Here is a 23832-nt window from a genome sequence, read left to right on the forward strand (position 1 = left end):
CGTTTCTGCCGCTGGTTCCCCGGCGCGGGCCGCTCAGCCGAGGTGGAGCGGGAGCCGGCCGGCCAGATCGCCGAGCTCGGCCCGCTCCGCCTCGGTCGGCGCCCGCCGTCCCGTGCCGATGAGCAGCGCGTCCATGTCGTACAGGGAGGCGGGGAACGCGCTGCCCGCGATCCGCTCCAGCAACGCGCGGGACCGGGTGAGCGTCGCCGCCGGGGGCTGCTCCGGGTCCGGCAGGTACGCGATCAGGTCCAGGTGGTGCAGCGTCCACTCCAGCACGTAGGCCTCGAGGTAGTCGGCCACCGTGAGGACCTCGTCCCGCGTACCGACCCGCCCGGCCGGATCGGCGAGCAGGGCCGCGCGCCCGGCCGCGGAGCCCACGTCGTCCAGGTGGAACTTGAGCAGGTGCGGCTCCTCGTACGCGGCGGCCAGCCGGACCGTCAGCGCGTCGAGCGGGTCCTGGCCGGTCGGCGGCGTGCCGGAGACCTCCCAGTAGGTCACCGCGTCACGGGTCGGCTCCCGGCGGGACGGGGTGGCCAGCGTGATCAGGACGTCCTGCGCGTCGATGACCAGGTGGCACACCAGGTCCCTCACCAGCCAGCCGGCGCAGCCGGACGGCCGGGCGAAGTCCTCGTCGGAGAGATCGGCGACGGCGGCACGCAGCGCCGTCCAGGCGGTCGAGAAGAGATCCACCTCGGCAACGTAGTGAAGTGCCCGAAGGTGGGCAACCGTATGGCACGGCCGGTCCGCACGCGCGGACGTCGAAGCCCCGCGCGACGGCTGCGGCGCACTCCGGCGGGCCGCCTCGCGCCGCTCCCGGCGCGTCCCGGAGGCTTGCGACCAGAAGAGTGGTGAGCAATGGCGGTCACACACCGAACCGGAACAGTCACCTCCGCCGGCGAGGCCGCACGGCACCCCGCCCCGCCGGACCCGGGCGGGGAGCCCTCCGTCCAGCCGGTCAACTCGCACAACGAGTGGGACCCGCTGGAGGAGATCATCGTCGGGCGTCTGGACGGGGCGACGATCCCCTCCGGCCATCCCGTGGTCACCTGCAACGTGCCGCCCTTGGCCGGTCGCCTGCAGGGGCTGGCCGCGGGGATGCGGTATCCGCGCCTGCTCGTCGAGCGGGCGCAGCAGGAGATCGACGCCTTCGTCGCCCTGCTGGAGTCCCTGGGTGTCACGGTCCGACGCCCGGACGCGGTCGACCACCGGCGCCGCTTCGGCACCCCCGACTGGTCCTCGCGCGGCTTCTGCAACACCTGCCCGCGGGACAGCATGCTGGTGATCGGGGACGAGATCATCGAGACCCCGATGGCCTGGCCGTGCCGGTACTTCGAGACGCACTCCTACCGGCCGATCCTCAAGGACTACTTCCGCCGCGGCGCGCGCTGGACGGCGGCGCCCAGGCCGCAGCTGACGGACGAGCTGTTCGACCCGGACTTCCGCGTCCCGCAGGACGGCGAACCCATGCGGTACATCCTCACCGAGTTCGAACCCGTCTTCGACGCGGCGGACTTCGTCCGGGCGGGCCGCGACCTGTTCGTCACGCGCAGCAACGTCACCAACGCCATGGGCATCGACTGGCTGCGCCGCCACCTCGGCCCCGAGTACCGCATCCACGAGATCACCAGCCGCTGCCGCACCCCCATGCACATCGACACCACGTTCGTGCTGCTCGCGCCGGGCAAGGTGCTGGTCAACCCCGAGTACATCGACCCCGACGGGCTGCCCGACGTCCTCGGCTCCTGGGACGTGCTGGTCGCGCCCGAGCCGGACCCGATCGACGAACGGCTGCTCAAGATCACGTCGATGTGCGGCAAGTGGCTCAGCATGAACGTGCTCATGGTCGACGAGAAGCGGGTGATCGCCGAGCGGCACCACACCGGGATGCTGCGCGCCCTGGAGCGGTGGGGCTTCGAGCCGATCCCGTGCGACCTGCTGCACTACGCGCCCTTCGGCGGCTCGTTCCACTGCGCGACCCTCGACGTCCGCCGCCGCGGCACGCTCCAGTCCTACGTCGACTGACCGCACCGGCCGGGCGGGCGCTCACCCCCCGGACGCCCCCAGCCGGCCGGCCGCCAGGGCGGCGAGTTCCGCGGGCGTGCGCGGTCCCGGCTCCGTGTCGCTCAACAGGCCCTGCGCCCGCAGCAGGTCCGCGGCGGCGGCGCCCCAGGGCAGCCGCAGCCCGGCCTCGCGCAGCAGTTCCGTGCGGGCCAGGACCGCGGGCGCGGGACCGGTGCGCACGCCGGACGGGGTGAGCAGTGCCGCGTCGTCGGCCCAGGCCAGCGCGAGATCGACGTCGTGGGTGGCCATCACCACCGTGGTGCCGGCGGCCCTCAGGCCGTCGAGCGTGGTGAGGAGCCGCTCCTGGCCGTCGGGGTCGAGTCCGGCGGTGGGCTCGTCGAGGATCAGGACCCGGGGCCGCATGGCGACCGCGCCCGCGATGGCCGTGCGCTTGCGCTGCCCGTAGGAGAGCAGATGCGTGGGCCGGTCGGCCAGGGCGGTGATGTCCAGGGCGGCGAGCGCCTCCGCCACCCGTGCCCGCACCTGTGCGTGGTCGAGGCCGAGGTTGAGCGGCCCGAACGACACGTCCTGCTCGACGGAGGCCGCGAACAGCTGGTCGTCCGGGTCCTGCACCACCAGCTGCACGGTCGTGCGCAGCCGCGTCAGGCCCTTGCGGTCGTACGTCACCGGCCGCCCGTCGACCGTCAGCCGTCCCTCGTCGGGCCGCAGTCCGCCGCTGAGCAGGCGCATCAGGGTCGTCTTGCCGCTGCCGTTGCGGCCGAGCAGGGCGAGCGCGCGCCCCTCGCGGATGTCGAAGTCGAGGCCGCTGAGCACGGTCGGACCGTCCTCGTAGCCGAAGGACGCGCCGCGCAGGGCGACGAGGGCGGGCTCGCTCATGTCAGCGGCCTTTCCAGGACGAGGGCGAGGGCGGCCAGCGCCACGAGGAGGGCGCAACTGGCGGCCGTGAAGCGGGCGGAGACCCGGGCCTCGGGCACCAGGACGCGCAGGGTGCCGTCGTAGCCGCGCCCGGCGAGTCCGGCCTGGAGGCGGGCGGCCCGGTCGAAGGCCCGGACGAAGGCGGTGGCGCCCAGACCGGCCAGGGAACGCCACTCGGCGGCCCGGCCGGTGTGACCGAGGCGCGCGGCCTGGGCCTCCCGGATGCGGCGCACCGAGTCCAGCAGCAGGAAGCTCATCCGGTACGTCACGAGCGCGACGTCGACGACCGCCGGCGGGAGCCCGGCGCGCACCAGACGCGGCAGCACATCGGACAGGGGCGTGGTGAAGGCGAACAGCAGCACGCCCAGGGAGGCCGCCGAGGTGCGCAGCAGCAACTCCCCGGCCCGCACCGGCCCGTCGGCGGCCAACGAGACGGCACCGCCGGGCCCGCCCACCTGCACCAGCAGTGTGAGCGCGCCCGTCACGCAGAAGCCCAGCGGTACCCGGTAGGCCCGCCACAGCCGCCGGCCCGGTACGCCCGCCGGCCCCAGGAGCAGCGTCAGGGCCGCCACCAGCACCAGGGCCGCGCCGGGCCAGGGCGGCAGCGAGATCGCGAGCACGGTGAGACCGAGCCCGAGCACGGCCTTGTCCACGGGGTGACGGCGGCGCCAGCGACTGCTGTGCGCCGCCGCGTCGATCGGCAGCACCCGGGCTCAGTCCTGCCCGTCGGCGGACTTCCCGACCGCGTCGGAGGGCACGCTCCCGGCTTCCCGCGCCAGGGCGCGCTGCTCACCCTGGCGCCGCCCCCGGTGCAGCCCGAAGTAGTAGGCGAGGACGCCGGCGCCGAGCGCCGCCTGCAGGGAGAACAGGGCCGACTCGATCTCCCCGGACGGCGGTTCGTACAGCGGGGAGAACCACGGCTCGTAGTCCGGCTCGATCTCGGTGATCGCGGACTCCGCCTCACCGTCGGCGCCGGCGAACGGCTCCTTCTTGTGGTCGCCGAGGCCGAGGGCCAGCGGCAGCACGGCGAGGGCGGCCACGATCAGCAGCAGCACCAGGTTGATCTTCGTGTTCCTGCTCATCGCGCCACCGCCTCCGCCTCGGTCCGGGACCCCTTCGTACCCGGCAGCACGCCCAGCCGGGTCAGCTCGCCCTTGCTGGACTGCACCAGCAGCCGCATCACGAGCACCGTCAGCAGCCCCTCGCTGACCGCGAGCGGGATCTGGGTGACGGCGAAGATGGACCCGAACTTGCCGAGGGCGCCCAGGAATCCGCTGCCCGGGTCGGGGAAGGCCAGCGCCAGCTGCACGCTGGTGACGCAGTAGGTGGACAGGTCGGCGACGAACGCCCCGCAGAACACGCTCACCATGAGCGGCACGTCGTACCGGCGCAGCAGCCGGTAGACGGCGTAACCGGCCCAGGGTCCGACGATCGCCATGGAGAAGACGTTGGCGCCGAGCGTGGTGAGCCCGCCGTGTGCCAGCAGCAGCGCCTGGAAGAGCAGGGTGATGGTGCCCAGCACCGCCATGATGGGCGGCCGGAACAGGATGGCCCCCAGGCCCGTGCCCGTGGGGTGGGAGCAACTGCCGGTGACGGACGGCAGTTTGAGGGCCGACAGGACGAACGTGAAGGCGCCGGAGGCACCGAGGAGCAGGGTGCTCTCGGGGTGCTCGCGCACCTCACGGGTGAGTGACCGGACTCCGTGGACGACGAACGGCGCCGACGCGACGCCCCAGGCGGCCGCGTGCACCGGAGGCAGAAAACCCTCGGCAATGTGCATGGCTCAGCAGACCCTCTCCAGCACCTCGTGGATGGTTGACGCGCCTTGGCCGGTCTCCTGGCTGACGGGTACCACCGCCCGAACTCCGCCTTCCCGGGTCACGAGGACCCAGTGGCTGCCCGCGAGGGCCGGAGCCGGACTTCCCGATTCACAGTGGCGAGGGCCGCACCGGCATCACACCGGATTTCCCGTTCACCAAGGCGTGGTGACAATAAGGCCGGGTCGAGGGACATGACAAGCCGCACCGGGGGCGCGCGAGGGGGCGCCCGCTCGCACACCGGCGCAGACTCGCTCAGTCGTCGCCCTCGTCCTCGCCGTCCTCCCCGCCGTCCACGGGGACCCGCGGAGGCTGCGGCTTCGGCTGCTCCGCCTCCGGCGCGCCGCCCTCGCCCGCCTCGTGCGCCGGGTGGGACGGGGCGGGCGCCGGCTCGGCCGGCGCGGAGGCGGCGGGTGCCACGGGGGACGGGGTGACATCGGCCACGGTGCCGACGGTCGACGTCCCGCCGGCTCCGCCGGTCCCACCGGTGTCGCCGGTACCGCCGGTGGAGGAGCGCGGGTCGGCGGACGTCCCGGCCTCCGCCCCCTGCGAGGTCGAGGCCGGGCTGCTCGCCGACGGGGAGGCGTCGGGCTCGGTGCCCTTCGTCGCGGTGTCGTCGGGCGAGAACCACACCATGCCGAGGTACATCGCGGCGAGGAAGAGCGCCGCGGCGGCCGCCGAGACCGCGAGGCGCGACCGGTTGCCGGAGCCGGTGCGCGGCGCCGCGCGGCGGGACCGCCCGCCCGCTGCCCCGCGCGACCCGGTGGGCAACGCGTAGGTGACCGGCGCGCCGGTCCCGGCCGGGACGTGGGCCGCCGGCCGCGGGGCGGGCGCCGGGGGCGTGACCTCCGGCAGCGGCTCGGGCCGCCCCTGCCAGGCGCCGCCGGCGAACCACTCGGCGGCCTGCTGGGCCGACGGCCGGTCCTCGGGCTGCTTGGCGAGCAGACCGAGCAGGTAGTTCTCGAAGGCCGGCGGCAGACCGGCGACGCCGAGTTCGCGCGGCGGCACGGGCGCGGCGTCGAGATGCTGGTGGAGGAGGGCGACGGCGCTGTCGGCCTCGAACGGCGGGCGCCCGCTGAGCAACTGGTAGAGCACGCACCCCAGGGAGTACATGTCGGAGGCGGGGCCGGCGGGCTGCCCGAGGGCGCGCTCGGGCGCGAGGTAGAGGCCGGTGCCGACGATCTGCCCGGTGGCGGTGAGCGCCGCCCCGGGGTCGTCGAGGAAGCGGGCGATGCCGAAGTCGCCGATCTTGAGGGTGCCGTGGGTGTCCAGCAGGAGGTTGGCGGGCTTGATGTCGCGGTGGACGATGCCCTGCGCGTGCGCCGCGGCGAGCCCCGAGGCCGCCTGGGCGGCCAGATCGGCCACCCGGCCGGCGGGCAGCGCGCCCGACGCGGCCAGCACCCCGGCGAGGCTGTCGCCCTCGACCAGCTCCATCACCAGGTACAGCCGGTTGTCGTACTCGCCGAAGTCGAGCACGCCGACCAGGTTCGGGTGGTTGAGACGCCCGGCGGTCTGGGCCTCCAGGCGGAACCGGGAGGCCGCCGTGGCGTCGGTGTCCTGGGGGAGCAGCAGCTTGACGGCCACCGCTCGGGCGAGCGTCTCGTCGTACGCCCGCCAGACCTCTCCCATTCCACCGCGCCCGATCTCAACATCCAGCCGGTAGCGGCCCGCTAGCAGCACTCGTCCTCGTCTCATGCGTGTGGGAAGTACGTTGCCGCAGCCCGAACTCCCCGTGTTCGCACAGGGATTGGTGGGGGGTGCCACAGCCGACCCAGGATACTGGCGCCGGGTGATCATTGTGCTCCGCGGCCGGTCAGTCCGTCCGGGCCCTCGCCTCCTCGCCGTCCGGCCGGTCCTCACGGCGCGGCAGCACCGCCACCGCCACCGCCGGTACGGCCGCCAGGACCAGCCACGGTACGGCGGTCGGCAGCCCCAGGTCGAGCAGGGCGCCGGTGCCCGCGCTGCCGGCGAGCACGATCAGGCCGGAGACGGAGGACAGCGCCCCCGTGTACAGGCCGATCCGGCCCTCTTCGGCGAGGTCGGGCACCCAGGCCCGGGCGGCGGGCACCACGAGCATCTGCCCCACGGTGAGCAGCACCACGAAACCCGCGGCGGGCAGCAGCCCGGCGGTGCCCGTCCAGCCGGCCGGGCGCGCGGCGGCCACCACCGCGAAACCGGCCGCGATCAGCAGCAGTCCGACCCTGAGCGAGCGGCGCAGATCGAGCCGGTCGCCCGCCCAGCGGGTCACCGGCAGCTGCGCGCACACCACGAGGACCGACGACAGGGCGAACAGCCAGGACAGCGGCGCCTGGGAGCCGGCCGCGCGCTGCACCTCGTCCGGCAGGGCCAGATACAGCTGGTTGTACCCCAGCAGGTAGGCGCCGTACGCGCAGCACAGCGCCAGGAAGCGGCGGTTGCGCAGCAGGTGGCGCACTCCGCCCCGCTCCCGGACGCGGGCCCGGCCGGGGATGTGCTGCGGCATCAGCCGCAGGTGCCCGGCGAGGACGAGCACGAAGACCGCCGCGCCGGCCAGGCAGGCGGTGCGGAAGTCGACGGCGAGCAGCAGCGCGCCCAGCAGCGGCCCGGCGAACGCCCCGATCTGCCCCGCCACGCTGAACAGGGCCAGCACCCGGGTGCGCGGGCCGTGCCCGTCCTCCTCCCACGCGACCGCCTGCCGGGCCACCTCGGACTCCACGGCGGGCGAGAACAGCGCGGCGGCGAAACCGATCACCAGCACCGCCCCGACCACGGCCCAGGTGGCCTCCGCGTACCCGAGCCAGGCGAACCCGGCGATCCGCAGCGCACAGCCGGCCAGCACGACCGGCCGCACGCCCCACCGGTCCACCAGCCAGCCCCCGACCACGAACAGCCCCTGCTGGCTGAAGGTGCGCAGCCCGAGCACGAACCCGACCAGCCAGCCCGCCATGCCGATCGCGGTGCCGAGGTGCTCGGCGAGGAACGGCAGCACGGCGTAGAAGCCGAGGTTGAAGGCGAGTTGGGTGAGGATCAGCAGTCGCAGCAGCGCGGACAGATCCGTCCAGAGCCGCCGGGTGCTGTGGCGCGGGGCCCGGCGGGCCAGGACACGGGAGATCAGGGTCGTCATCGTTCTTCTGCCGGTGCGGCGGACACGGGGGCCGGGAGGGCGTCGTGGCGGCCCGGCCCGTGCGGGAAGGGGACGTGGCGGCCCGGCCGTCGCCCGGGCACGGAACCGGTCCGGTCCGGCCCGGCGGCGGCCGGCCCGGCGGTCCGCCCGCGCCGCCCGGGCAGGCGTACGCCCCCGGCGGCCGTCACCGCCAGGGCCCCGAGCAGGGCGAGCACGGCCGCGGGGCAGAGGACGGCCCAGGGGGCCCGCTCGGTGTAGGGCTGGTTCTCGGCGAGCAGCAGGCCCCACTCGGGCGACGGCGGCTGGGCCCCCAGACCGAGGAACCCGAGCGCGGCCAGGCCCAGCGCGATGCCGGGCAGCCGCAGCAGGGCGTGCCGGGTGACCGGCCCCAGCACGGCCGGCAGCAGTTCGCGCCGGAGCAGGTACCAGCGCCCGGCGCCCAGGGCCCGGGTGGCGGCCACATGGGTGGTCGCGCGCTCCTGACGCAGCAGCGCGGAGGTGTGGACGGCCAGCGGGGCCCAGGCGACGGCACCGACGGCGAGCGCGGGCGTCCACGGGCCGCTGCCCGCCGCTCCGGCCGTGAGGAGGCCGGCCAGCACGGGCGGCACGGCGCTGACCGTGTCGGCCATCGGCCCGGACAGCCGCGGCAGCAGCCCCAGCAGCAGCCCGGCGGCCAGCGCGGCGGCGCTCACGGCGAGGGCGGTGCCGAGGGTGGTCAGCGCGCCGTGGGCGACCCGGGCGAGCACGTCCCGGCCCAGCGCGTCCGTGCCGAACGGGTGCGCGAGGGACGGCGCCCGGAGCCGGGCGGAGGTGTCCAGGGCGAGCGGGTCGCGCGGCAGGCCGAACGCGACGACGGCGGCCAGCAGCGCCCCGTACAGCAGGGGCAGGGAGCGCGGCGCGGGCGCGGCGGGCCGGTGCAGGGAGTGCAGGGCGCCGGCGCGCAGGGCGGGCCCGGTCAGCAGCCGGGCCGCGAGCCGGGCGAGGACTGCGGCCGCGGCCGCCAGCAGGACCAGGGCGAGGGTGCCGGTCTGCAGCACGGGCAGGTCCTGGGCCAGGGCGGCGTGCAGGGTGAGCCGGCCAAGGCCCGGGATGTCGAAGACCTGCTCGACGGCGACCGCACCACCGGTCAGACCGACCACGAACAGGCTCAGGTTGGGCAGCAGCCCGGGAACGCAGCGGCGCACCGCCTGCCGCGCCAGCGACGCCGGCGGGACGCCGCGTGCGGCCGCGGCCACCGCCCACGGCTCGGCGAACGCGCCGGGCAGCAGATCATCCAGCAGCCGCCCGAGGACCGCTCCCGCGGGCAGCCCGAGGGCCAGCGAGGGCAGCACCATCCACTGCGGCCCGTACCAGCCCAGGGCCGGCAGCCAGCCCAGCTGCACACCGACCACCGACGCCAGCACGGAGGCGACGAGGAACTCGGGCAGCGCGGCCGGCAGGGCCGCCGCCGTGCCCCCGGGCCGGTGCGCGCCGAGCCGCCGCCGCGCACCGAGCCGGAGCGTGCGGGCACACACCGCCGCCGCCGTGAGGGCGGCGACGACGAGGGCCCCGGACATCAGCAGCAGGGACACGCCGAGCGCCTGCGCGACGCCGGGCAGCACCTCGGAGCCGGACACCCACGAGGTGCCCGCGTCCCCGTGCAGCAGTCCGCCCAGCCAGCGGCCGAGCAGGTGCACCGGGCCGTCGTCCAGGCCGAGTTCGTCACGGACGGCGCGCAGCGTGCCGGGTGCCGGGTCGCGCTCCGCCGAGCGGGCCTTGAGGACCGTGCGGGCCGGGTCGGTGCGCGACAGCCACGGCAGCAGGCCGATCGCACCCACCAGGGCGGCCGTCAGCACGGCCCGCCACAGCAGCGCCGCACCGCCACCACGTGCGAGGGCGCGCACGCGCGCGCCGTACGGGAAGGCCATGTGCGTTACGCGAACGGGATCTCGAAGTGCACGGCCCCGCTGCCCCCGCCGGGCACGTCCGTCCGCTCGTCGCACAGCACCTTGCCCAGCGTCCGCCACAGGCCCATCGCGCCGGGGGAGTCCGGATACGTGTGCAGATACACCGACCGGTAGCCGCCGTCGGCCCGCGCGAAGTCCAGCAGTCCCCCCACCAGGCGCCGGGCCAGCCCCCGCCTGCGGTGCTCGGGCCGCACGTACACCCGGCGCAGCTGCGCCGTCTCGCCGGAGGGGAACCGCTCGGCCAGCCAGGCCGGGTTCGGCGGATGGGCCGGTCCGCGCGCGTCCAGCGCGGCCGTGGCGGCCACCGTCCCGTCTTGGCCGTCCACCGCGACGAGCAGCGTGTGCCGCGGGGGAGCGAGGTAGAACGACACCGGATCGATGATGTCGGCGTGCCAGCGCGGCACGTAACCCGTCCCGAAGTCCCGGTACACCGCGTCCAGCATCACCACCCGGGCCCCGTCGACGTCGTCCGGCGTGGCTTCCCTGATGACGTAGTCGCGCATTTGCGCATCATATGCAAGTGGAATCGTGGCGCTTCGCGGGGTCCCCGCCGGTCCGGGTGCCGGACCGGCGGGCCGGCGCTCACATCTCGGACGGAGTGAGCAGCACGAAGTCCGCGTCCGCCGGGTCCAGGCAGAGCGCGAGGCGGCCCACGCCCTCCGCGTCCTCGGGGCCCATCTGCACGCTGCCGCCGTTCTCCTCGACCCGGGACACCGCGGCATCGCAGTCGTCCACGGCGAAGACGGGGTGCCAGTACGGCCGGCCGCCCGCGAGGGAGAGGGCGTCCTTGCCGACCTCCATCAGACCGCCGTGCATCCGCTCCTCGGGGAGTCCCTTGGGCGCGATCATGGTGTACGTGCCCTCGCCGCCCGGCAGTGGCATGTCGCTGAACTGCCAGCCGAAGAGGCCGCCGTAGAACTCCTTCGCGGCGGCGGCGTCGCTCGTGTACAGCTCCGTCCAGACCAGCGAGCCCGGCTGGTCCACCAGTTCGAGGCCCGCGTTCGTCCCGGGCTGCCAGACGGCGAACTGACCGCCCAGCGGGTCGCTGAACTGCGCCATCCTGCCCCACTCGTCGAGGTCCATCGGGGCCACCCGTACCGTGCCACCCGCCTGTTGCACGGCCTGGGCCGTCGCGTCCGCGTCGGTGACGTGGTAGTAGAGCATCCACGCCGAGCGGGCGCCCTCCTCGGTGAGCTTGCCGAGGCCGGCGACGATCTTGCCGTCCTTCTTGAACATGCCGCCCTCGAAGTCCTCGCTCTCGCCCATGGACTCGTACTCCCACCCGAGCACGGGGCCGTAGAAGGCCGCGGCGGCCCGGACGTCCGGAGCGCCCAGGTCGAGCCAGCAGGGGGAACCGGGGGCGAACTCCGTCGTGATCATGGCGATGTTTCCCTTTCGCAGGTCCTGTGCCCAGCCTGACACCGGGCACCGGCATGCGCCCCTCGGCGTATCCGCCGTCCGTGGAGCCCCGGCCCGTGCCGGGCCCGGGGCCACGCCGAGGGCCTCGCGGAACAGGTCGGCGAGGCCGCGGGCGAGCGTCCCGGGGCCGCAGCCCGGGTCGAGCAGTCGGCACGCAGTGCACCGCCGGCCGCATCACCTGGCAGTCGCCGACGTACGACCGCGCGGCCACCCGGCGGCTGCCGCCACGCCCGTCCACCACTTTCCGCACGACGCCGCCGGAACGATCGCCGAAGCACGGTGGGCGGCCGCCGCGCGGGAAGCGACCGGCAGGACCCGCTGGGCAGGGGCCCGCGCGGCCGGGTCCTCGCCGCGTCAGTGGACGGACAGCCCGCCGTCCACGAAGAGGGACTGCCCGGTGACGTACGCCGACGCCGGGCTCGCCAGGAACACCGCCGCGCCCGCGAAGTCCTCGGCCAGGCCGTTGCGTCCGATGAGCGTGCGCGCGGCGAGGCCGGCGACCTTCTCGGGATCCGCCGACAGCCGGGCGTTGAGCGGGGTCATGACGAAGCCCGGCACCAGGACGTTGCAGGTGACGCCGCGCGGCGACCACGCCTCGGCCTGGGAGCGGGTCAGCGCCTCCAGTCCGCCCTTGGACGCGCCGTAGGCGCCGCTCTGGACGAACGCCCGGTGCGCCTGCTGCGAGCTGACGTTCAGGATCCGCCCGTACCCGCGCTCCGCCATGCCGGGGCCGAAGCGCTGTCCGAGCAGGAAGGGCGCCTCCAGGTTGACGGCCATGGTGGCGTCCCACACGTCCTCGGTGAGCTCGTCCATGTGCGGACGGAGGTTGATCCCGGCGCAGTTGACGAGGATGTCGGGCTCGCCGAAGGCCTCGACCGCCCGATCGGCGGCCGTCCGCACGCCCTCGCGGGTGCCCAGGTCCGCGCTGACCCCGGCCGCGCGGCAGCCCTGGGCGGTCAGTTCCTCGGCCGTCGCGCGCAGGGCGGCCTCCGTACGGGCCACGGCCACCACGCTCGCCCCGGCGCGCGCGAGGGCGCCGGCGATGGCCCGGCCGATACCGGAACTGCCGCCGGTGACCACCGCGACCCGGCCCTCCAGGGAGAACAGCGAGGAGAGATACGCCGGTGCCGCGTGGTCGTCGTCGTGTCCTGCCCGGTCGCTGTGCCGCGCCTGGTCCGCCGCCGGATTTGTCGTCATGCCGAGCACCCTAAGCGGACCGGCGGGGCCAGCGGGCAGACGGCCGTCCGCGGTGCCGTCCCCGCCCCGCCGGCACGGCGGCGAGCCGCTGTGATCTGGTTCACATCAGGTCGATTGAGTGCCCGGCCCGGTCGGTGTCCGTACTCATGGGTGTGTCCGTGGGGCCCGAAAATGCGAGGATGAGGCGCCATGACGGCTGGGTGGGGTGTGCGCGCGATACGGGCCGCGGTGTTCGCGGCCGTCTGTGTCGTGCTCGCCGCCCTGGGGCACGTCATGATGTCCGGCAATCACGTGCCCGTGCCGGTCCTGCTGGCGGGCTGGGGCGCGACCGGCGCCGCGGGCTGGTGCCTGGCCGGCCGCGAGCGGGGGCTCCGGCTCGTGGTCGCCGTCGCCGTCGTGGTCCAGACGGCGCTGCACACGGCCTTCTCGCTCGCCTCCCCGGCGGCCGGCGCCCCCGCCCCGGACGTCCACCCACCGCACCCGGGCCCGCCGGGTGGGTCCGCCGCCTCGGCGCACGTCACGGGCTCGATGGACTCCCTGCCCGCGTCCCTGTCCACGCCCCCGTCCATGACCGTGCCCATGTCGCCGGACCTGGACCACCTGGACCACCTGGACCACCTGGGTCACCTGGGGCACGCCTCGGGCGGTGACTCCTCCCTCGGGATGCTCGCCGCCCACCTGCTGGCCGCCCTGCTCTGCGGACTGTGGCTGGGTCACGGTGAGCGCGCCGCGTTCCGGCTCCTGCGCGCCGTGGGCGGCCGGCTGGCCGCGCCGCTGCGGCTGCTGCTCGCCCGGCCCGTGCCGCCGCCCCCGCCCGCCCGCGTACGGCGGCCGTCGTCCGACCGCGCCCCGCGTCTGCTCCTCCTCGTCCACGCGATCACCTCCCGCGGCCCGCCCCTGGGGACCGCTGCCGCCTGACGGCAGCCGGCACTCCCGGGGCGGCCCTGCGCGCCCCGGTCACGGTCGTACCCCGGTACGCCGGTGCCCCGGGCGGCCCGGCCGCCCCGGCACGGGCGTGCCGCAGGGCGACGGCCGTGTCCCCACTCAGCTCACCGGACCCCGCGGCCCGCGCGCGCACGCCCCGGCACCCGTGTGCCGCCGTGCCCGCCCGTCCGCGGTCCGGGACACCCGAGAAGGACATCAGGTGATCACTCCTGCCCTGCCCCTCGCGCCCGAGAGAACGCCCTCGGCCGACGCGTCGGTCACCGCCTGGGCGCTGGCCGCCCGCGGCGGCGACGCCGAGGCCGTCGAGCGGTTCGTGCGCGCCCTGCACCGCGACGTCATCCGCTACGTGGCCCACCTGTGCGCGGATCCGCAGGCCGTGGACGACCTGGCACAGGACACGTTCCTGCGGGCGCTCGGCAGTCTGCACCGGTTCGAGGGCCGCTCCTCGGCGCGCACCTGGCTGCTGGCCATCGCCCGGCGCGCGGTCGCCGACAGCATCCGGCGCACCGCCGTACGCCCCCGCCGGGCCGACCTGCCCGACTGGGAGCTTGCGGTCGAACTCGCCCAGCCACGCGGCCTGCCCGGCTTCGACGACGGTGTGGCGCTGAAGGAGCTGCTGGCGGCGCTGCCCGAGGAGCGGCGCGAGGCGTTCGTCCTCACGCAGCTGCTCGGGCTGCCGTACGCGGAGGCCGCCGCATTGAGCGACTGCCCCGTCGGCACCGTCCGCTCCCGGGTGGCCCGGGCCCGGGCGACACTCATGGCCCAGCTCGCCGAGGCGGAGGAACCGGGGGCGGCCCCGGGGGCGCCCTCGGTGCCGGCCCTGGCGGCCGCGGCCTGAGGAGTCCGGGTCGCGGGCGTCCGCCGCAGGTGCGAGGTGCCTCCGGCGGACGTCTGCGGCAACGGGCGGTGCGTCCGTACCTGAACGGGCGGTGCGTCCGTACCTGAACGGGCGGGGCGTCCGCATCCGGACGGGCCGGTCCTCCGCATCCGGACGGGCGGGCCCTGCGCGCCCGGACGGGCGGGCCCTCCATGTCCGTTGAGGCCCCGTCAGGCCGGCCGCGCCACCGTCCGCCCCACCCCGCGGCGGCGCACGCCGTACCGGCCCGGCACCGGCAGCGACCCGACGCCCTGCACCGCCAGGGCGACCCGCGGGTCCGGGGACCGGCAGCGACGCGAAGGACTGCCCGCGCTCCGGCGCCCCCCGCACGCGGGCGCCGCAGGACCGGTCCGCGACACTGCGGCGCCGGTCGAACTTCTGGACGGTCTATCCAGGAGCTGGACTCCTGGTCTAAAGTGGTGGTCGACGGTGAGAGGAGACGGGATGACCACCGCGCTGAACGCCGAACGGGACGCGATTCTCGCCGCGCTGACTCCGGTCGTGCGCGGCGTCGCCGCCACCTTCGGCCCGGTCTGCGAAGTCGTGCTGCACGATTACAGGGACCCGGAGAAGTCGGTCGTCGCCGTGGCCGGTTCGGTGACCGGCCGGACGGTGGGCGGCGCCATGAGCGAGATCGGCATGCGCGTCCTCGCCGACGGCGACAAGGCGGCCGACGAACTGAACTACGTCACCCGGGCCCGGAACGGGACGGTCGTGAAGTCCTCCACGATGGTGCTGCGCGACTCGACGGGAGCCGTCTTCGGCGCCCTGTGCGTCAACGTGGACGTCAGCGCCGTCGGCAAGGTCCACGAGCTGCTCGGCGCGCTCGCCGGAGCGGGGGGCGGCTCCGGCTCCGCCCCGGCCGAACTGCCGGTCACCACCTTCGGCAACGACATCGACTCCGTGGTCGACGCCCTCGTCGACGCACACCGGACCCGGCAGCGCGGCAGCTGGCCCGAGCTCGACCGGGAGGAGCGCCTGGAACTGTTCGGCGGCCTGGACGACCGCGGTGTCTTCGCCGTGCGCGGCGCCGTGGAGCAGGTCGCCGCCCGGCTCGGCATCTCCCGCGCCTCCGCCTACAACTACCTCGCCCGGGCCCGGGCGGCCCGCGACACGTCCCCTGGAGGGCACTCGTGACGACCACCACCCCACCGGTCACCGTCGACGACGTCCGGGACGCCGCCGCCCGGCTCGAGGGAGTCGCCCACCGCACGCCCGTGCTGCGCTCGCGCACCCTCGACGCGCTCGTCGGCGCCGAGGTCCACCTCAAGTGCGAGAACTTCCAGCGCGTCGGCGCCTTCAAGTTCCGCGGCGCCTACAACGCCGCCTCCCGGATCGCCCCCGAGCAGTTGTCCCGGGGCATCGCCGCCTACTCCTCCGGCAACCACGCCCAGGCCGTCGCCTTGGCCGCCCGCGAGCTCGGCACCACCGCCGTGATCGTCATGCCCGAGGACGCCCCGCCCTCCAAGCGGGCGGCCACCGCCGGCTACGGCGCCGAGATCGTCACCTACGACCGCTACACCGGCGACCGCGTCGCCGTCGCCGAGGCCCTGGCCGCCGAGCGGGGCCTCGCCCTCATCCCGCCCTACGAGCATCCGCACGTCATGGCCGGGCAGGGCACCGCCGCTCTCGAACTCCTCGAAGAGGTCGGTGAGCTGGACGCGATCGTGACGCCGGTCGGCGGCGGTGGGCTGATGGCCGGCAGCGCCACGGTCGCCAAGGCCCTGTACCCGGGCATCCGCATGATCGGCGTCGAGCCGGAAGCCGGGGACGACACCAGGCGCTCACTTCAGGCCGGGCGGCGCGTCAGCATCCCGGTCCCGCACACCATCGCCGACGGGCAGGCCCTGCACACACCCGGGGAGCTGACCTTCTCCGTCAACAGACGGCTCGTCGACGACATCGCGCTGGTCGGCGACGACGAGATCCGGGACGCGATGCGGTTCGCCTTCGAGCGTCTGAAGATCGTCGTCGAGCCGAGCGGCGCCACACCGCTGGCCGCCCTGCTCACCGGCCGGGCAGGCACGCTTCCCCGGCGGGTCGGCGTGATCGTCTCCGGCGGCAACGTCGACGCGGAACGCTTCGCGGCGCTGACGGCACGGACGTCTCCCTGAATGGCGTGGCCCGTTCGGCGGACGGACGATGGAAGCAAACCCCTCACCGAGGAGGAGCGTCATGCTTGAAGTGAAGACGCTCGACAAGCCGGACGAGCGGCGCGACTACCCCCGGGGCCACCTCGAAGCCGTCCACATGAGCGGACTGGACTTCGCCGTGGCCACGTTCGAACCGGGCTGGCGCTGGTCCGAGTCGGTGGCTCCCATCGCCGGCACCGACAGCTGCCGGATCCACCACAACGGCTACGTCGTATCGGGCCGTTTGCACATCCGCATGGACGACGGCGCGGAGAGCGAAGTCGGACCCGGGGACGTGTTCGTCTGCACGCCCGGGCACGACGCCTGGGTCGTCGGCGACGAGCAGTGCGTGGTGTACGACTTCGCCGGCAGCATGGCCAAGGAGTACGCCAAGAAGGACTGACACCGCACGGCCCGCCTCCGCGCCGGCGGAGCGTCACACGGTGACGACCACCTTCGCCCGTGCGTGTTCCCCCTCCAGATACCGGATCGCCTCGGCGGCCTCGCCGAGCGGATACGTCCGCTCGACGACCGGGGCGATCGCGCCGGACTCGGCCAGTTCCCGCAGGGCCGCGAGGTTCGCCGTGCTCTGCCGCGCCGACACCTCCAGCAGCCGGCGGCCCCGGGCGAAGGGCGCCACGGCCCGCCGTCTGAGGAAGAGTCCCATCGGGCCCACCACGCTGCCGCCGTCGTACACCCCTCCGCCGGACAGCACCAGCGTCCCGGTGGGGGACAGGACGCGCCGGAACTCCCCGAGCGAGCGGTTGCCCACCAGGTCCAGGACGACGTCGTACCGGCTGTCACCGCGCGCGAAGTCCTCCCGGGTGTAGTCGACGACCCGGTCCGCGCCCAGGGAGCGGACCATGTCCACGTTCCGTGTGCTGCACACGGCCGTCACCCGCGCACCGAAGGCCTTGGCGAGCTGCACGGCGAACGTGCCCACGCCGCCCGACGCCCCGTTGACCAGGATGGCCTGCCCCGGTTGCACCCGGGCGACGTCACGCAGCGCCATGAGCGCGGTGTTCCCCGCCAGCGGCACCGCCGCGGCCTGCTCGAACGTGAGGCCGGCGGGTTTCGGGCCCGTCTCGGCCGCCCGGGCGCACACGTACTCCGCGAACGTGCCGTCGGCCTCCCCGTACACCTCGTCCCCGGGGCGGAGCCCGGTGACCCCGGTGCCCAGGGCCTCCACGACGCCCGCGAAGTCCCGGCCCCGCACGGGCGTTCCGGGTCTGCGCAGCCCCATCACGCCGCGGCCGATCAGCGGGTCACCCCGCATGAAGTGCCAGTCGTAGGCGTTGACCGAGGCCGCGCGCACCCGCACCAGCACCTCACCCGCGCCCGGCACCGGTCTGTCGACGTCCCGGAGCTCCAGCACGTCCGCCGAGCCGTACCGGTCCTGCACCACTGCCTTCATCGTGCCCCCTCTGCCACCCCGAGCGTAGGGAGGCCCCCACCCCCGGGCCATCGGGGACGAACCCTGATTTTCCCCTGGGTCGCGCCACCCGGGAGCCCGCGCTTGCCCTCGGAAACCGATCGGTTTACGCTTCCGGGCATGGGAAACCGATCGGTTTCCAGCTGAGGCAATGCGAGGGAGATTCCCATGACCGCCATCGAAGGTTCCGTCGCCCTGGTCACCGGCGGCAGCCGCGGCATCGGCCGGGCCCTGGTCGCGGGCCTGTACGAGCGGGGCGCGAAGAAGGTGTACGCCACCGCCCGCGACCCGCGCAGCGTCACCCACCCCGACGCCGTACCGCTCGCCCTGGAGGTCACCGACCCCGCCTCCGTCGCCGCGGCGGCCGAGCAGGCGCAGGACGTCACCCTCCTGATCAACAACGCCGGAGCCTCGGTGAACGCGAACTTCCTCGACTCGCCCGTGGAGGACGTGCGCCGCGAGTTCGAGACGAACTTCTACGGACCGCTCCTGGTCACCCGGGCCTTCGTCCCCGTCATCGAGCGCAACGGCGGCGGCCACCTCCTCAACGTCCACTCCGTGCTGTCGTGGATCGGCCTCGCCGGCTCCTACAGCGCCTCCAAGGCCGCCTTCTGGTCGCAGACCAATTCCCTGCGCCTGGACCTGAAGCCGCGCGGCATCGAGGTGACCGGTCTGCACGTCGGCTATGTCGACACGGACATGACCGTGGGCATCGACGCCCCGAAGTCCACGGCCGAGGCCGTCGCGGCCCAGGCGCTCGACGGCATCGCCTCCGGCGCCTTCGAGGTTCTCGCCGACGACATCTCGCGCCAGGTCAAGGCCGGACTCGCGGCCGACCCGTCCGCCCTGTACCCGCAGCTCACCGCCGCCTGATCAGACCGGCAGCAGCCGCGCCACCAGCGCGCTCAGCTGCCGGGCGGTGCGGCACTCGTGCATCTCGACCAGCTCGGCGTAGGCGGGCGCGACCGAGTCGCCGGTGCCCCAGCGGGAGCGCTGCTCCGGGTTCAGCCAGTAGACGCGGCGGGCGCGTTCGGCGATCCGGCGCAGGGCCGGCAGGTTGGGATCGGCGCCGTTCGTCCGGGCGTCACCGAGGACGAACACGGTCGTGCGCGGACCGGCCGCCTCCGCGTAACGCTCGGCGAACTCGCCCAGGGCCATGCCGTAGTCGCTGCTGCCGTGCCAGCCCGTGATCGCCGCCTCCGCCCGGATGCGCACGCCCAGCCCCTCCGGATCGGCCGCGCCGTGCTCCAGTAGCCCGGTCACCTCGTCGATCCGGTTGACGAAGGCGAACACGCGCACCTTGCTGAACTGGTCGTGCAGCGCCTGCACCAGCAGCATCGTGAAGTCCGAGAAGCCGGACACCGAGCCGGACACGTCGCACAGCAGCACCAGCTCGGGGCGGGCGGGCCGCCGCCGGCGCAGCACCGGCTTCATCGGCATCCCGCCCGTCGACAGCGAACCCCGCAGGGTGCGCCGCAGGTCGATCGCACCCCGGGAGGCCCGCCGGCGCCGGGCCGCCAGCCGCGTCGCGAGCTTGCGGGCGAGCGGCTGCACCGCCCTGCGCAGCTCGGCCAGCCGGTCCTTGCCCGCGAAGAGGAAGTCGACCCGGTCGGCGGTCGGCGCCACCGCCCGCCGGGCGATCTCGTCCCGGCCGCGCCGCTCGGCGACCCGGCGGCGGGCCTCGGCGGCCACCAGCGCCCGGAAGGCGTCGATGCGCCGCCGGACCTCGTCCTCCAGCAACCGGTCCGTGAACCCGGGACTGCCGCCCCTCGCGCGTATCTCGTCGCGCACCCGGGCCATCAGGGTCTGCGGGCGCAGCCGTTCCAGCGTCTGGTACGACGACCAGCCGTCCGACTCCGGCGAGGAGCCGTAGCCACCGAAGCCGTCGACCGCCTCGACCGCCAGCCGGCCCAGCATCGCCCGGTCGTCGGCGGCCAGCGCGTCCGCCAGCCGGTCGCGCAGGTCCTGCCGCCCGGCCGGCCTCCCCTCCGGGGCGCCCACCCCGCGCGGGAAGTAGAGGTCGAAGACCGGGTCGAACACCTGCCGCTGCCCGGTCCCGTGCAGCAGGGTGGCCGCGAGGCCCTCGCGCAGCAGTTCCCGGTCCGCCAGGCCCAGCTCCCCGATCGCCCGCGCCGCGTCCACCGTCTCGCCGGTGCCGATCCGCACGCCGTGCGCCCGCAGGGCGGAAACCAGGGACGTCAGCCGCTCCGCGACGCCCGGCGCCGTGGTCACAGCGCGTCCAGGTCGAGCTTGGCCGACGCCTTCAGGACGTCGTCCTGGTGCTTGAGGAGCACCCCCAGGGTGGCCTGCACGACCGTCTCGTCCAGCGTGCCGGCGCCGAGCGCGAGCAGAGTGCGCGCCCAGTCGATCGTCTCGGCGACCGACGGCACCTTGCGCAGGTCCATCGCCCGCAGCGCGCCCACGACCCGCACGACGGAACGGGCGAGCGTCTCGTCGAGCCCCGGTACCTTCAGCCGTACGATCCGGCGCTCCAGCTCCTCCTCGGGGAAGCCGATGTGCAGGAAGAGGCAGCGGCGGCGCAGCGCCTCGGACAGCTCGCGGCTCGCGTTGGAGGTGAGCACGACGAACGGGCGGCGCGTCGCGGTGATCGTGCCCAGCTCCGGGACGGTGACCTGGAAGTCGCTGAGCACCTCCAGCAGCAGGCCCTCCACCTCGACGTCCGCCTTGTCGGTCTCGTCGATCAGCAGCACCTTCGGGTCGTCGCCCCGGATGGCCGTCAGCAGCGGCCGGGTGAGCAGGAACTCCTCGCTGAAGATGTCGGTGCGGGTCTCGTCCCAGGTCTCGTCGCGGCCGGCGCTGATGCGCAGCAGCTGCTTGGCGTGGTTCCACTCGTACAGCGCCCGGGACTCGTCGACGCCCTCGTAGCACTGGAGCCGGACGAGACGTGCCCCGGCGACCTCGGCGACGGCCTTGGCCAGTTCCGTCTTGCCGACGCCGGCCGGGCCCTCCACCAGAAGCGGCTTGCCGAGGCGGTCGGCGAGGAAGACGGTCGTGGCGACGGCGGGCGAGGCAAGATAGCCGGTCTCGGCCAGACGGGCGGAGACGTCGTCGACGGACGTGAACACCGGGGCCTCCAGGACAGGGCGGCGGGGCGGGGCTGGGTGGCTCAGGGGCCTATCTAAGCGCTTGTTCAGCGATGGTGTCACGGGGTCGCCGCGGCGGAGCACGGGTAAAACCGATCGGTTTCCTCCGTGTGTGCGGCGCGGTAACCTCACGGGTATGGCCACCACCGACAAGGCGTCCACCAGGGACCGGCTCCTCGACGCGGCGTCCGAGCTCTTCTACCGCGAAGGGGTCTCGATCGGGGTCGAGACGCTGTGCCGGAGCGCCGGGGTCTCCAAGCGGTCGATGTACCAGCTCTTCGCGAGCAAGGACGAGGTCCTCGCGGCGAGCCTGGCCCGGCGGCTCCCCGAGTACGAGGCCCGGCTCGCGCCGCCGCCCGGCCCGCAGGACGGGCGGCTCACCCCGCGCGAGCGCATCCTCGACGTCTTCGCGCGGCTGGAGAAGGGGACGTGCGAACCGGGCTACCGGGGCTGCCCCTACCTCGCCGCACTGGTCGAGCTCAAGGACCCCGAGCACCCGGCGAGCGTGGTCGCCCGCGGGGCGAAGGAGTGGATGCGGGAGTACTTCCGCACCCACGCCGAGGAGGGCGGCGCCCGCGACCCGGACCTCCTCGCCCGCCAGCTGATGCTGGTCTTCGACGGGGCCAGCGCCCGGTCCGGCGCGGGGATCGAAACGCTGGACGGCCTGACGACGACGACCGTGACGGCCCTGCTGGACGCGTCCGGGACGCGGTAGCGGCCGGCCCGCCGCGTCCCTGCCTGCGGCCGCCGGCCGCGGCTGCGCCCGGCAGGGGCCGCCGCGCCGACGACGGCGGCGCCCATCGCGCCGGACGCTCCGGTTCCCGCCCGGGCGTGCCGGGGGTTCGTGCCGGGCGTACCGGTCCCTGCCGGGCACAGCCGTCCCCGCTGGTCCTTCCGGTTCCTGCCGGGCGCGGCCGTCTCCGCTGGGCCTTCCGGTTCCCGCGGGGCGAAGCCGTCTCCGCCGGGCGGCCTACCGGTTCCCGCGGGGTGCGGCCGTTTCCGCTGGGCCTTCCGGTTCCCGCGGGGCGCGGCCGTCTCCGCCGGACCTACCGGTCCCTGCCGGGCACAGCCGTCTCCGCTGGTCCTTCCGGTTCCTGCCGGGCGCGGCCGTCTCCGCCGGACCTACCGGTTCCCGCGTGGCGCAGCCGTCCCCGCTGGTCCTTCCGGTTCCTGCCGGGCGAAGCCGTCTCCGCTGGTCCTTCCGGTTCCCGCGGGGCGAAGCCGTCTCCGCCGGGCGGCCTACCGGTTCCCGCCGGGCGCGGCCGTCCCCGCTGGTCCTTCCGGTTCCTGCCGGGCGAAGCCGTCTCCGCCGGACCTACCGGTTCCGGCGTGGCGCGGCCGTCTCCGCCGGGCCTACCGGTTCCCGCCGGGCGCGGGCGCGAGGCGCGGTGGTTTCAGCAGACTCGGCGCTTCCCAGGGGCGACCACGCCGGCTGCGTCGGCCGCGGCGTTCCCGCCGGGGAGCCCGGCCGAGGCGCTTGCGTCACCGGGGTGTGTTTCCAGCCGGTGAGGGCGCTCCCGAGGGCTGTTCGCAGGCCCCGGCGGGCCGCCGCGGGGGCGTTCGGCGCGCCGGGACCGGCACGATCCCGACTCCGCCCACCACCCCCGCATCACGCCGCCGACGCCACCGCCCGTACCGCCGGGGTGCGCAGGACACGCCGGGCCGTCGCCAGGGCGGTGCCCAGTGTCACCGTCGCCGCCACCGCCACGACCGCGAGCCACACGCCGAGCATCTGACCGGGCAGCACCCCGTCGGTGCGCACCACCGTGAACGGCACGATGCCCGCCAGTGCCGCCAGCGTGCCGCAGCAGACGCCGGTCACCGTCAGGACCAGCCCCTCCGCTCCGACCGTGCCCAGCACCTGCCCGGGAGTCGCCCCGGCCAGGCGCTGCTGCCCGAACTCCCGCTCGCGGTACGAGGTCGCCGCGTACAGGGAGTTGACGAGCATGACGCAGACGAAGACGACGATGATGCCGACGACCGTGAAGTTGAGCGTCTCCAGGTTCTTCGCGTCGACCGACTTCACCGCACCACCCGAGGCCGCGACGGCGTCGCTCTCCACCGCCTGCATGGTCAGCGTCGCCGTGGCGACGGCCGTGAACAGGATCAGCGACATCAGGATCCCGGCGAGCTGCCCGGCCCGCGCGCGCAGGTTCCGCACCGCCAGCCAGCCGCTCGCCCCGCCCTGCGGCAGCCGGTCCAGCACTGCCGACAGCAGCCGCGGCGCCTTCAGGGCGCAGCCGACCGACAGCAGGATCGCCCCGTAGGCCGGCGGCGCCATCAGTGCCGCGTCCGTCGCCGACAACGCGAACGTCGACGTCACCGCCGCGGCACCGGCCGCCAGCGCCGCGTAGGCGAGCACCGTCCGCGCCCGGCCCGGCCGCCGTCCCCGGCCGGTGGCGCGGCGCACGGCGAGGAACGCGGCGCCCGCGGCGGCGAGCAGTGTGATGTCGAAGCCGGTCAGGTAGGCCACCGGCCCGAAGGAGAACTCCACCGACCGCGCGACCTGACCGCTGTCCTGGAACACCTCCAGCAGCGCCTGGCCGCCCAGCATCGCCGGGCCGACCGCCAGCGCGGCGCCCACCAGCGCCACCACCACCGCCTCGCCCACGACCATCCGCTTCAGCTGCGCCGGAGTCGCCCCCGAGCAGCGCAGCAGCTCCAGCTCGGCGGCCCGCTGCCGCACGTTCACCGTCAGCGTCGAGGCGATCGCGAAGAACACCAGCAGGGTGCCGTAACCGCCGACCACGCCCGCCGCCGTGGCGAGGGTCTCCGAGCTGACCGGGTCCACGCCCGGCTGCCCGGCCGTGTCGTGCATCGAGTTGAACGTCATGATGATCGCCGCGCCCAGGAACGCGGACAGCAGCGTCGCCAGGAACCGCCCGGGCCGCTGCCGGATCGAACGCATCGCCAGGACGAACAT

Annotated in this window: 23 protein-coding genes and 1 riboswitch; of the genes, 8 read left to right on the top strand and 15 right to left on the bottom strand. The window is 74.9% G+C overall.

The annotated features are described in order from the left end of the window. Positions 1–33: 33 nt before the first annotated feature. Positions 34–690 (bottom strand): maleylpyruvate isomerase N-terminal domain-containing protein, encoded by a 657-nt coding sequence (locus tag ACPXCS_RS02670; protein ID WP_425946285.1) that lies wholly within the window; start codon positions 688–690, stop codon positions 34–36. Positions 691–855: 165 nt separating this feature from the next. Here ACPXCS_RS02670 and ACPXCS_RS02675 point away from each other — a divergent pair, with 165 nt between their 5' ends. Next, positions 856–2022, top strand: a complete 1167-nt coding sequence (locus ACPXCS_RS02675; RefSeq protein WP_425946286.1) for an amidinotransferase — start codon at positions 856–858, stop codon at positions 2020–2022. A 21-nt stretch (positions 2023–2043) separates the two neighbouring features. On the opposite strand, the gene ACPXCS_RS02680 is transcribed toward ACPXCS_RS02675, so the two are convergent. The 10 genes from ACPXCS_RS02680 to ACPXCS_RS02725 form a co-directional block, all read right to left on the bottom strand. Continuing rightward, on the bottom strand, positions 2044–2898 hold the full coding sequence (locus ACPXCS_RS02680; protein WP_425946287.1) for an ATP-binding cassette domain-containing protein: 855 nt from the start codon (positions 2896–2898) through the stop codon (positions 2044–2046). Beyond that, positions 2895–3644: a cobalt ECF transporter T component CbiQ gene (cbiQ, locus tag ACPXCS_RS02685; RefSeq protein WP_425946288.1), complete on the bottom strand. Its 750-nt coding sequence runs from the start codon at positions 3642–3644 to the stop codon at positions 2895–2897. Before cbiQ ends, ACPXCS_RS02680 begins: the two co-directional genes overlap by 4 nt. 6 nt (positions 3645–3650) lie before the next feature. Next, the gene (locus ACPXCS_RS02690; protein WP_425946289.1) at positions 3651–4019 is read right to left on the bottom strand and encodes an energy-coupling factor ABC transporter substrate-binding protein; all 369 of its coding nucleotides are present in this window, start codon (positions 4017–4019) and stop codon (positions 3651–3653) included. Then, the gene (locus ACPXCS_RS02695; protein ID WP_425946290.1) at positions 4016–4717 is read right to left on the bottom strand and encodes an energy-coupling factor ABC transporter permease; all 702 of its coding nucleotides are present in this window, start codon (positions 4715–4717) and stop codon (positions 4016–4018) included. Before ACPXCS_RS02695 ends, ACPXCS_RS02690 begins: the two co-directional genes overlap by 4 nt. Positions 4718–4747: 30 nt before the next feature. Next, a riboswitch (cobalamin riboswitch) is annotated at positions 4748–4932 on the bottom strand. A 77-nt stretch (positions 4933–5009) separates the two neighbouring features. After that, entirely contained in the window at positions 5010–6449 is a 1440-nt protein-coding gene (locus ACPXCS_RS02700) for a serine/threonine-protein kinase (protein WP_425946291.1), read from the bottom strand. Between the two features lie 118 nt (positions 6450–6567). Further along, positions 6568–7857 carry an MDR family MFS transporter gene (locus ACPXCS_RS02705; RefSeq protein WP_425946292.1) on the bottom strand — a complete coding sequence of 430 codons (1290 nt, stop codon included), beginning with the start codon at positions 7855–7857 and terminating at the stop codon, positions 6568–6570. After that, positions 7854–9764, bottom strand: coding sequence for an ABC transporter permease subunit (locus ACPXCS_RS02710; protein WP_425946293.1), 1911 nt, complete (start codon positions 9762–9764; stop codon positions 7854–7856). Before ACPXCS_RS02710 ends, ACPXCS_RS02705 begins: the two co-directional genes overlap by 4 nt. A gap of 5 nt (positions 9765–9769) precedes the next feature. Then, entirely contained in the window at positions 9770–10306 is a 537-nt protein-coding gene (locus tag ACPXCS_RS02715; protein ID WP_425946294.1) for a GNAT family N-acetyltransferase, read from the bottom strand. Between the two features lie 79 nt (positions 10307–10385). Beyond that, positions 10386–11183, bottom strand: coding sequence for a VOC family protein (locus ACPXCS_RS02720; protein WP_425946295.1), 798 nt, complete (start codon positions 11181–11183; stop codon positions 10386–10388). A gap of 393 nt (positions 11184–11576) precedes the next feature. Beyond that, entirely contained in the window at positions 11577–12419 is an 843-nt protein-coding gene (locus ACPXCS_RS02725; protein WP_425946296.1) for an SDR family NAD(P)-dependent oxidoreductase, read from the bottom strand. Between the two features lie 189 nt (positions 12420–12608). Here ACPXCS_RS02725 and ACPXCS_RS02730 point away from each other — a divergent pair, with 189 nt between their 5' ends. The 5 genes from ACPXCS_RS02730 (at position 12609) to ACPXCS_RS02750 (ending at position 16776) form a co-directional block, all read left to right on the top strand. Beyond that, positions 12609–13337: a hypothetical protein gene (locus ACPXCS_RS02730; protein WP_425946297.1), complete on the top strand. Its 729-nt coding sequence runs from the start codon at positions 12609–12611 to the stop codon at positions 13335–13337. A 226-nt stretch (positions 13338–13563) separates the two neighbouring features. Then, positions 13564–14202, top strand: coding sequence for a sigma-70 family RNA polymerase sigma factor (locus ACPXCS_RS02735; RefSeq protein WP_425946298.1), 639 nt, complete (start codon positions 13564–13566; stop codon positions 14200–14202). A gap of 483 nt (positions 14203–14685) precedes the next feature. Then, positions 14686–15378, top strand: coding sequence for a helix-turn-helix transcriptional regulator (locus ACPXCS_RS02740; RefSeq protein ID WP_425946299.1), 693 nt, complete (start codon positions 14686–14688; stop codon positions 15376–15378). Further along, complete coding sequence (locus ACPXCS_RS02745; RefSeq protein ID WP_425946300.1) at positions 15375–16355, top strand: pyridoxal-phosphate dependent enzyme; 981 nt, start codon at positions 15375–15377, stop codon at positions 16353–16355. The genes ACPXCS_RS02740 and ACPXCS_RS02745 overlap by 4 nt, the downstream gene beginning before the upstream one ends. Positions 16356–16416: 61 nt before the next feature. Further along, a complete protein-coding gene (locus ACPXCS_RS02750) occupies positions 16417–16776 on the top strand; it encodes a cupin domain-containing protein (RefSeq protein ID WP_425946301.1) in 360 nt (119 codons plus the stop codon). 33 nt (positions 16777–16809) lie between these two features. Here ACPXCS_RS02750 and ACPXCS_RS02755 read toward each other — a convergent pair whose 3' ends face one another. Continuing rightward, positions 16810–17787 carry an NAD(P)-dependent alcohol dehydrogenase gene (locus tag ACPXCS_RS02755; protein WP_425946302.1) on the bottom strand — a complete coding sequence of 326 codons (978 nt, stop codon included), beginning with the start codon at positions 17785–17787 and terminating at the stop codon, positions 16810–16812. A 186-nt stretch (positions 17788–17973) separates the two neighbouring features. Between ACPXCS_RS02755 and ACPXCS_RS02760 the strand changes: the two genes are divergently transcribed. Continuing rightward, positions 17974–18678, top strand: a complete 705-nt coding sequence (locus ACPXCS_RS02760) for an SDR family oxidoreductase (protein ID WP_425946303.1) — start codon at positions 17974–17976, stop codon at positions 18676–18678. Here ACPXCS_RS02760 and ACPXCS_RS02765 read toward each other — a convergent pair whose 3' ends face one another. Beyond that, positions 18679–20037, bottom strand: a complete 1359-nt coding sequence (locus ACPXCS_RS02765; RefSeq protein ID WP_425946304.1) for a vWA domain-containing protein — start codon at positions 20035–20037, stop codon at positions 18679–18681. It lies immediately after the preceding gene. Continuing rightward, on the bottom strand, positions 20034–20891 hold the full coding sequence (locus ACPXCS_RS02770; protein WP_425946305.1) for an AAA family ATPase: 858 nt from the start codon (positions 20889–20891) through the stop codon (positions 20034–20036). Before ACPXCS_RS02770 ends, ACPXCS_RS02765 begins: the two co-directional genes overlap by 4 nt. Before the next feature lie 154 nt (positions 20892–21045). Here ACPXCS_RS02770 and ACPXCS_RS02775 point away from each other — a divergent pair, with 154 nt between their 5' ends. Next, positions 21046–21624: a TetR/AcrR family transcriptional regulator gene (locus ACPXCS_RS02775; RefSeq protein WP_425946306.1), complete on the top strand. Its 579-nt coding sequence runs from the start codon at positions 21046–21048 to the stop codon at positions 21622–21624. An 894-nt stretch (positions 21625–22518) separates the two neighbouring features. Here the strand turns inward: ACPXCS_RS02775 and ACPXCS_RS02780 are convergent. Beyond that, on the bottom strand, positions 22519–23832 hold the full coding sequence (locus ACPXCS_RS02780; RefSeq protein ID WP_425946307.1) for an FtsX-like permease family protein: 1314 nt from the start codon (positions 23830–23832) through the stop codon (positions 22519–22521).

It is taken from the genome of Streptomyces sp. DT190, from assembly GCF_049846985.1.
GTDB lineage: Bacteria > Actinomycetota > Actinomycetes > Streptomycetales > Streptomycetaceae > Streptomyces.

Bases quoted from the DNA above. Each gene is read 5' to 3' on its own strand.
- ACPXCS_RS02775 (WP_425946306.1), top strand. From the start codon at position 21,046: ATGGCCACCACCGACAAGGCGTCCACCAGGGACCGGCTCCTCGACGCG.
- ACPXCS_RS02680 (WP_425946287.1), bottom strand. From the start codon at position 2,898: ATGAGCGAGCCCGCCCTCGTCGCCCTGCGCGGCGCGTCCTTCGGCTAC.
- ACPXCS_RS02705 (WP_425946292.1), bottom strand. From the start codon at position 7,857: ATGACGACCCTGATCTCCCGTGTCCTGGCCCGCCGGGCCCCGCGCCAC.
- ACPXCS_RS02730 (WP_425946297.1), top strand. From the start codon at position 12,609: ATGACGGCTGGGTGGGGTGTGCGCGCGATACGGGCCGCGGTGTTCGCG.
- ACPXCS_RS02715 (WP_425946294.1), bottom strand. From the start codon at position 10,306: ATGCGCGACTACGTCATCAGGGAAGCCACGCCGGACGACGTCGACGGG.
- ACPXCS_RS02690 (WP_425946289.1), bottom strand. From the start codon at position 4,019: ATGAGCAGGAACACGAAGATCAACCTGGTGCTGCTGCTGATCGTGGCC.
- ACPXCS_RS02720 (WP_425946295.1), bottom strand. From the start codon at position 11,183: ATGATCACGACGGAGTTCGCCCCCGGTTCCCCCTGCTGGCTCGACCTG.
- ACPXCS_RS02725 (WP_425946296.1), bottom strand. From the start codon at position 12,419: ATGACGACAAATCCGGCGGCGGACCAGGCGCGGCACAGCGACCGGGCA.
- ACPXCS_RS02755 (WP_425946302.1), bottom strand. From the start codon at position 17,787: ATGAAGGCAGTGGTGCAGGACCGGTACGGCTCGGCGGACGTGCTGGAG.
- ACPXCS_RS02700 (WP_425946291.1), bottom strand. From the start codon at position 6,449: ATGAGACGAGGACGAGTGCTGCTAGCGGGCCGCTACCGGCTGGATGTT.
- ACPXCS_RS02675 (WP_425946286.1), top strand. From the start codon at position 856: ATGGCGGTCACACACCGAACCGGAACAGTCACCTCCGCCGGCGAGGCC.
- ACPXCS_RS02695 (WP_425946290.1), bottom strand. From the start codon at position 4,717: ATGCACATTGCCGAGGGTTTTCTGCCTCCGGTGCACGCGGCCGCCTGG.
- ACPXCS_RS02780 (WP_425946307.1), bottom strand. From the start codon at position 23,832: ATGTTCGTCCTGGCGATGCGTTCGATCCGGCAGCGGCCCGGGCGGTTC.
- ACPXCS_RS02760 (WP_425946303.1), top strand. From the start codon at position 17,974: ATGACCGCCATCGAAGGTTCCGTCGCCCTGGTCACCGGCGGCAGCCGC.
- ACPXCS_RS02740 (WP_425946299.1), top strand. From the start codon at position 14,686: ATGACCACCGCGCTGAACGCCGAACGGGACGCGATTCTCGCCGCGCTG.
- ACPXCS_RS02750 (WP_425946301.1), top strand. From the start codon at position 16,417: ATGCTTGAAGTGAAGACGCTCGACAAGCCGGACGAGCGGCGCGACTAC.
- ACPXCS_RS02710 (WP_425946293.1), bottom strand. From the start codon at position 9,764: ATGGCCTTCCCGTACGGCGCGCGCGTGCGCGCCCTCGCACGTGGTGGC.